7 protein-coding genes and 1 pseudogene are annotated in these 7,263 nt (G+C 44.8%); 7 read left to right on the top strand and 1 reads right to left on the bottom strand.

The window, feature by feature from the left end; all coding sequences use genetic code 11:
- Window positions 1-211 (top strand): annotated as a pseudogene (locus FTU50_RS12240) (IS4 family transposase); the annotation flags it as partial.
- 105 nt (window positions 212-316) lie between these two features.
- Here the strand turns inward: FTU50_RS12240 and FTU50_RS12235 are convergent.
- Window positions 317-1,093 (bottom strand): IclR family transcriptional regulator, encoded by a 777-nt coding sequence (locus FTU50_RS12235; protein WP_180047167.1) that lies wholly within the window; start codon window positions 1,091-1,093, stop codon window positions 317-319.
- 232 nt (window positions 1,094-1,325) lie between these two features.
- Here FTU50_RS12235 and fahA point away from each other — a divergent pair, with 232 nt between their 5' ends.
- From fahA to FTU50_RS12205, 6 genes are all read left to right on the top strand, one after another.
- Window positions 1,326-2,636 carry a fumarylacetoacetase gene (gene fahA, locus FTU50_RS12230; RefSeq protein ID WP_180047165.1) on the top strand — a complete coding sequence of 437 codons (1,311 nt, stop codon included), beginning with the start codon at window positions 1,326-1,328 and terminating at the stop codon, window positions 2,634-2,636.
- Window positions 2,623-3,261: a maleylacetoacetate isomerase gene (maiA, locus tag FTU50_RS12225; protein ID WP_180047163.1), complete on the top strand. Its 639-nt coding sequence runs from the start codon at window positions 2,623-2,625 to the stop codon at window positions 3,259-3,261. Before fahA ends, maiA begins: the two co-directional genes overlap by 14 nt.
- 25 nt (window positions 3,262-3,286) lie before the next feature.
- On the top strand, window positions 3,287-3,862 hold the full coding sequence (locus FTU50_RS12220) for a VOC family protein (protein WP_180047161.1): 576 nt from the start codon (window positions 3,287-3,289) through the stop codon (window positions 3,860-3,862).
- An 18-nt stretch (window positions 3,863-3,880) separates the two neighbouring features.
- On the top strand, window positions 3,881-4,582 hold the full coding sequence (locus tag FTU50_RS12215) for a CoA transferase subunit A (protein WP_180047159.1): 702 nt from the start codon (window positions 3,881-3,883) through the stop codon (window positions 4,580-4,582).
- A 3-nt stretch (window positions 4,583-4,585) separates the two neighbouring features.
- Window positions 4,586-5,233: a 3-oxoacid CoA-transferase subunit B gene (locus FTU50_RS12210; protein ID WP_180047157.1), complete on the top strand. Its 648-nt coding sequence runs from the start codon at window positions 4,586-4,588 to the stop codon at window positions 5,231-5,233.
- A 452-nt stretch (window positions 5,234-5,685) separates the two neighbouring features.
- A complete protein-coding gene (locus FTU50_RS12205; RefSeq protein WP_180047155.1) occupies window positions 5,686-7,116 on the top strand; it encodes an outer membrane protein transport protein in 1,431 nt (476 codons plus the stop codon).
- Window positions 7,117-7,263: the final 147 nt, after the last annotated feature.

The raw sequence follows: 7,263 nt of genomic DNA, 5'->3' as shown, positions 1-7,263 counted from the left end.
GAACGCAATTCAGACACAAATCTGGATTGCGATGATCGCCTATTTATTGGTGAGTTTCGCTCGACATTTAGGAAAAACAGGTTGGACAGTTCAACGTTTACTCAGAATAATTCAAGTGAATTTGTTTAAAAGAAGAACTTTAAAAGCTTTATTTTCACCCGATAAAATACCCATAAAACAAGAGGAAGCTCAAATGAGCTTCCTCTTGTGAAAAATTGTGGGACAGCAATGGGCGCATCTCCTTCCTTTTTTATCTTCAGCACTTCACCGAGATGAAGCAACTCGCGTAGCTGCCTTGGCGAATTCCCCCACCATTTTAAATCGGCTGTAACTGTGCGCTTAAACGTGCTGCCATCTCTCTTAAATACTGGATTTTTGGATGCTGCATATCCAGCGGCAAATCCGAAGCAGTGCCCAACACCGAAATCGCATATTCAATTTCATGGTGCTGATTTAATACCGGCACACAAATCGCATGAATTCCGGCCAGCAAATCGCCTGCGACCGTGGCCACACCTTCACTTAGAATCTGCTGTTTTAAAGTTAAAAATTCATCCCAGTTCTGTGGATAGACCGGTTTTTGCTGCGCCTGATGCTGTTGCCATTCTTTTTCCAGCAAAGGCCGCACCAGCGCTTCCGGCATAAACGCAGCATAAGCCCGGCCGGTGGCCGAATTCAGCATCGGCATGATCGAACCGACACGGGTAATCACCGAAACCGGCTGATTCGGCTCCAGCCACTGTACAATCAGCGGGCCTTGCGCCGTCCATTTGCTAATCTGCAAACCACAATCCAGATGCTGGTGCAGTTCATTAATCTGTGCCTGTGCCGCCTGCAGACTGTCACTGCGCTGGATACAGCTCAGGCCAAAACGATAAGCCTGATCACCCAGCGCATAACGGCCATCTTCTAGCTGCTTGGCATAATTCATACGCACCAGACTAACCATATAACGATGCACCTTGGCCGGATGCATGGCCAGTTTTTCAGATAAATCTTTGAGCATGACCGGATGACGATAGGTCATCAGCGCATCCAGCACGGTTAAACCCACCTCTAAAGATTGCACGCCCACCTGATTCTTTTCTGACATAAGAATTTTACTCTCCTGTAAACACCGAGCATTTTAGCGTGCTGTTCTGATTTATAAATGCATCTCTGCAGAATTCTTTTATTTACATTTTTACGATATTCGTAATTTAATTAACTATTGCGTAATTAATAAAAATAAGTATGATGAGATTTATGACAAAAATCAAGTGATCCAGATCACTCCCCAGATAGAAAACACTGGACCGTTTTCATCGAGATATGCAGGAACCCATATGACTCAGCAAGCATTTGTAGACGTTGCAGCACATTCAGATTTCCCGATTCAGAACCTGCCGTATGGCGTATTTAGCGAAAGCCCAACGGGCCATCGCCGTATTGGTGTAGCCTTAGGTGAATGGGTGGTGGATTTGGCCATGCTGGAAGCGAACGGTTTTCTCAGCATTCAGGCCGGCGAAAGTTATTTTAATCAGCCGACCTTGAATAAATTTATTGAATCGGGTCAACACAACTGGCGCAAAATCCGTCAGGAATTACAAAGCCTGCTGTCTGCCGACAACCCGACATTACGTGACAATGACAGTTTACGTGCACAGGCTTTCTTCGCTCAGGCAGAAGTGCATATGCATCTGCCGGTACATATTCCGGGCTATACCGATTTCTATTCATCTAAAGAACATGCCACCAATGTCGGCTGCATGTTCCGTGATCCGAAGAATGCCCTGCTACCAAACTGGTCAGAATTACCGGTCGGTTATAACGGCCGCGCCAGTTCTGTGGTGGTGAGTGGTACACCAGTGGTACGTCCATCCGGCCAGATCAAGTTACCAAATGCCGAACGTCCAATTTTCTCGGCCTGCCGTAAACTCGATTTTGAACTGGAAACCGGCTTTATTGTCGGCAAACCGAACAAACTGGGTGAACCCATCTCGATTGAAAATGCCTGGGAGCATATTTTTGGCATGGTGCTGTTCAATGACTGGTCAGCACGTGACATCCAGCAATGGGAATATGTGCCTTTAGGACCGTTTAATGCCAAGACCTTTGCTTCATCCATTTCGCCATGGATTGTGACCATGGAGGCGCTGGAACCGTTTAAAACCCGTACCCAGGTACAAGAGCCACGTCCACTGGCCTATTTACGTGAAGAACAGGTCGATAACAGCTATGACATTCATCTGTCGGTTGAACTCAAAGCCGCACAATCGGAACAGAGCGATGTAATCTGCCAGACCAACTTTAAATATATGTACTGGTCGATGGCACAGCAACTGACCCATCACACTGTTTCAGGCTGTAATGTTCAGGTTGGCGATTTAATGGGTTCCGGCACCATTTCTGGTCCAACGCCGGATTCTTATGGCTCCTTGCTGGAACTGACCTGGAACACTAGCAAACCGTTAACTTTGGCCAACGGTCAACAGCGTGGTTTCCTAGAAGATGGCGACACGCTAATCATGAAAGGCTACTGTGAAAAAGATGGCCTGCGCATTGGCTTTGGTGAAGTCAGCGGCACCGTCTTGCCTGCAGTGCAATTTAACTTTGCCACAGATGAAGCGCAGGATGCTGCCCATGAAACTGTATAGTTATTTTCGCAGTTCAGCTGCTTACCGGGTGCGGATTGCGCTGAACCTGAAGGGCTTAAAAGCTGAGATTATTCCGGTACATTTGCTAAACAATGGCGGCGAACAGCATCAGCCTACCTATCGTCAAATCAACCCAAGCGGCCTGATTCCGGCCTGGGTGGAGGATGATTTTCAGCTGAGCCAGTCGCTGAGCATTCTGGAATATCTGCAAGAAAAATATCCGCAGCCAGCCCTGTTACCGGCCGATCTACAGCAACGCGCCAAAATCCGTGCCTTTTGCCAGAGCATTGCCTGTGATATTCATCCGATTAACAACCTGCGCGTACTGCAATATTTAAGCGGCACGCTACAACTCAGCGACGAACAGAAAACGGCATGGTATCAGCATTGGGTGACTTTGGGCTTTCAGAGTCTGGAAGCACAATTGACCGATTCCAATGGCCGCTTCTGTTTTGGCGATCAGCCCACTTTTGCAGACTGCTGCCTGATTCCACAGGTCTATAACGCCCAGCGCTTTCATGTCGATTTAGCAGATTTCCCTAAAATTGCCGCGATTTATAGCCATTGCCTCACCCTGCCTGCATTTCAACAGGCCGCACCCGAAGCACAAGCAGATGCCGCCTAAGATTCATCAATAAGGATATTGAACCATGACCATTCAAATTGAAAAAATTCACCACGTTGCCTATCGCTGTAAAGATGCCAAAGAAACCGTCGAGTGGTACAAAAAAAACCTGAATATGGACTTTATTCTGGCTTTTGCCGAAGACTATGTACCGTCGACCAAAGCCTTTGACCCATACATGCATTTATTCCTGGATGCCGGCAATGGCAATGTACTGGCCTTTTTTGAACTGCCGACCCAGCCAGAAATGGGCCGTGATGAAAACACCCCGAAATGGGTGCAGCATATTGCCCTGAAAGTCAAAGACCGCGCTGCACTGCTCAAAGCCAAAGCGCATCTGGAAGCCAATGGTGTCGAGGTTTTAGGCGTGACCAATCATGGCATTTTCCATTCAATTTACTTTTTTGATCCGAATGGCCATCGTCTGGAACTGGCCTACGATGATGAAGCTGCGCCAGAAAAAATCGCCCTGATTACCGAAGACATGAAGCATGAAATGCTGGAGCAATGGAGCAAGACCAAACGCGCGCCGCATCATACCCATTTCCTGCATGCCTCCGAGTTAGACAACAACGCTGGCAGTGCCAAAGTCGACAGCTAAACAAGCAGGTTAAAACAGATGAATAAAGTAGTAGCAACTGCTGAGCTGGCGTTGGCCGATGTGGTGGCCGATCATCAAACGCTCGCGGTAGGTGGTTTTGGCCTCTGTGGCATTCCTGAAGCCTTAATTGAAGCGCTAAAAAATACCGGGGTGACGGGACTGACCTGTATTTCCAACAATGCCGGAGTCGATGATTTTGGTTTGGGTAAATTGCTACAGACCAAACAGATTAAAAAGATGATCTCTTCCTATGTTGGTAAAAACAAGGAATTTGAGCGCCAGTATTTAAGCGGTGAACTGGAAGTGGAACTAACCCCTCAGGGCACACTGGCAGAAAAATTACGTGCTGGCGGCGCGGAGATTCCGGCCTTTTACACGCAAACCGGGGTCGGTACGCTGATTGCTGAAGGCAAAGAAGTCCGTGAATTTGAGGGAAAATCCTATATTCTAGAACACGCCTTAACGGCTGATGTTGCCCTGATTAAAGCCTATAAAGCAGATAAAGCCGGAAATTTAATATTCCGCAAAACTGCCCGTAATTTTAATCCTGAATGTGCCATGGCCGGCAAATTTACCATTGCGGAAGTCGAGCAGATTGTGGAAATCGGCGAGCTGGACCCGGATGAGATCCATCTGCCTGGAATTTATATCAACCGTGTGGTACTGAACAGCACACCCGAAAAACGGATTGAACAGATGACCTTAAAGGTGGAGGCTTAAACCATGGCATGGACGCGAAATGAAATGGCCCAGCGTGCTGCGCTTGAGCTGCAAGATGGCTTTTATGTCAATTTAGGAATTGGCCTGCCCACCCTGGTCGCCAACTATATTCCAGAACATATCAACGTCTGGCTACAGTCTGAAAATGGCCTGCTGGGCATTGGTGAGTTTCCGACTCAAGACACGCTTGATCCTGACCTGATTAATGCCGGGAAACAGACGGTAACTGCACAAGCAGGGGCATCATTTTTCTCGAGTGCAGAGTTCTTCGCCATGATTCGTGGCGGACATGTCAACATTGCCATTTTAGGCGCTATGGAAGTGTCGGAACGTGGCGATTTGGCTAACTGGATGATTCCAGGTAAAAAAGTCAAAGGCATGGGCGGCGCCATGGATCTGGTGGTTGGGGTACAGAAAGTCGTGGTGCTCATGGAACACTGTGCCAAAGATGGCAGCCCGAAACTGCTTTCCGAATGCAGCCTGCCTCTGACCGGTCAAGGTGTCGTCAACCGGATTATTAGTGATCTCGGCGTGATTGATGTGACTGAACAGGGCTTAAAGCTCGTAGAACTGGCCAAAGATGTGACCCTTGCACAAATTCAGGCTGCTACAGGGGCAAAGCTGATCACAACGGGGCTAGATGCAGCTTAAATTCCACAGATCAGGAGCAGCGATATAGCTGCTTCTGTTTTTAACCCACTAATCACCTGATTTTTGAGAGCATGCCCGTCTCTAAAATTTTGAATTAAATCTCAAAAATTATAGTTTCAAAGAAATAAGCATCAAATTTTCAGCCATTAAAATTGATCAAATTTCAATCAGTTAAAAATATTAAAAAAACATCTCTTTTTATAATTTTTTTATTATTTATCAATAAATAACAATAAAAAAATAAGATTAATTTAGAGTTTAAGCTCTAATGAGGTTGGATTTTATACTCAATAGTTCATGTAGAGCATTTACTCTTATTTTAATTGTGCTATTTTTGTCACATGGAGTAACAAATGATCTCGGTGAATACAAGCCGAAATCATCCTAGATGAAAGCTTAAAGCATCAACAAAAACAGTCATAAAAGACTTTATAGCCCAAGGGAAATGTATAATGAAATTAAAAGCACTAAGCACAGCAATGATTTTAGCAACTGTACCAATGACAGGTGCTTTTGCTGCAGCTCTAGATCGTTCTGGTCAATCTATTGCTGCATTCTTACAACCGGGTAACTACTTTGAAGCAGGTATTTCAGTCCTAGATCCAGATGTATCTGGTAAAGAAGCTGGTACAAGTGAAACACGCCGTAATATTGAAGATATGGCTGGTGATTACTATTTCCCAAGCGCAGCCTTAAAATTCCAACCTACTGAAAAGTTCTCAGTCGGTATTTTATATGACCAACCATATGGCGCTGAGGCAGAATACCAAGGTACCAATGTCTTTACTTCAAACCCAGGTACAGACACTATTTTATCAACTGGTGCAATAAACAATATTGTGCGTGCTAGAGCAATTGCAGCTCTTAAAGCTCAAGGACAGCCAGTAAATGACCAAACAATAGCATTTGCTTCTCAAGAAGTTAGAGATAGTGCAGCATTTCAACAGTTAACTGGAGCACTTGCTGTAGGTAATAATTTCTTAGGCGAAGGTAATACTAAAGTTGAAGTAGATACTCAAAACCTGTCTTTAGTTTTTGGTTACCAACCGACTGAAAACTGGAATATCTACGGTGGTGGTGTTTATCAAACTGTTAAAGGGAATCTAAGCTTACGCGGTCAAGCATATAGCCTTTTCAACGGTTATGATGCGACATTTAAAGAAACAAGTGGTACAGGCTGGTTAGCAGGTTTAGCCTTCCAAATCCCAGATATTGCTTTAAAAGCTTCTGTAACTTATCGTTCAGAAATTGACCATGATGTTTCAGCTTCTGAAGACTTATCACTTTTAAACTTCCCTTTACTAACAACTGTATTGGGTGGTTTAGGTGTTTCTCCTGCCCAGCTTGCTACTTTAGATGATTCAGGCAAAACTAAAATTACTACACCTCAATCTGTAAACCTGGATTTCCAAACTGGAATCATGGCAAATACTGTAGCTTTCGCTAATGTACGCTGGGTAGACTGGTCAAACTTTTCTATTCGCCCTTACCAATTTGGCAATATCAGTGAAGCTGTAGGTCCTCTAGTAGGTCGTCCAGATGGCTTTAATCTGGTTGAATATGAAGATGATCAAATTTCAGCAACTGTAGGTGTAGGCCGTAAATTTAATGACCTATGGGCTGGTAACGTATCAGTAGGTTGGGATTCTGGCGCAGGTAACCCTGTATCAACTCTTGGTCCTACTGAAGGTTATTGGAACGTGGGTCTAGGGGTTCAATACTCACCTGCACCAAACTACTTTATTGCAGGTGGTGTAAAATACTTCATGTTGGGTGATGCTAAAGCCCAAACAGGTGCTCAAGCAGGCGGTTCTGATTATGTTGCAGAGTTTGAAGACAACGATGCATGGGCATACGGTTTAAAAATCGGTTACCGCTTCTAATCTCTTAGTTTTCAAAGGAGCCACCCTTCGGGGTGGCTTTTTTTGCACTTAAAACTCCTCTTTTTTATACAAGTGTTAATTAAATGTTTAAATTAAAAGCAATTAAACTCATATTTACCCAAACATTACCCTAAAAAATTATTTAAT

Origin of the sequence: Acinetobacter sp. YH12112 (assembly GCF_013418945.1) — a bacterium.
GTDB lineage: Bacteria > Pseudomonadota > Gammaproteobacteria > Pseudomonadales > Moraxellaceae > Acinetobacter > Acinetobacter indicus.
The sequence above is the reverse complement of the archived record's forward strand: the minus strand, read 5'-3'. Positions and strand labels throughout refer to the sequence as shown.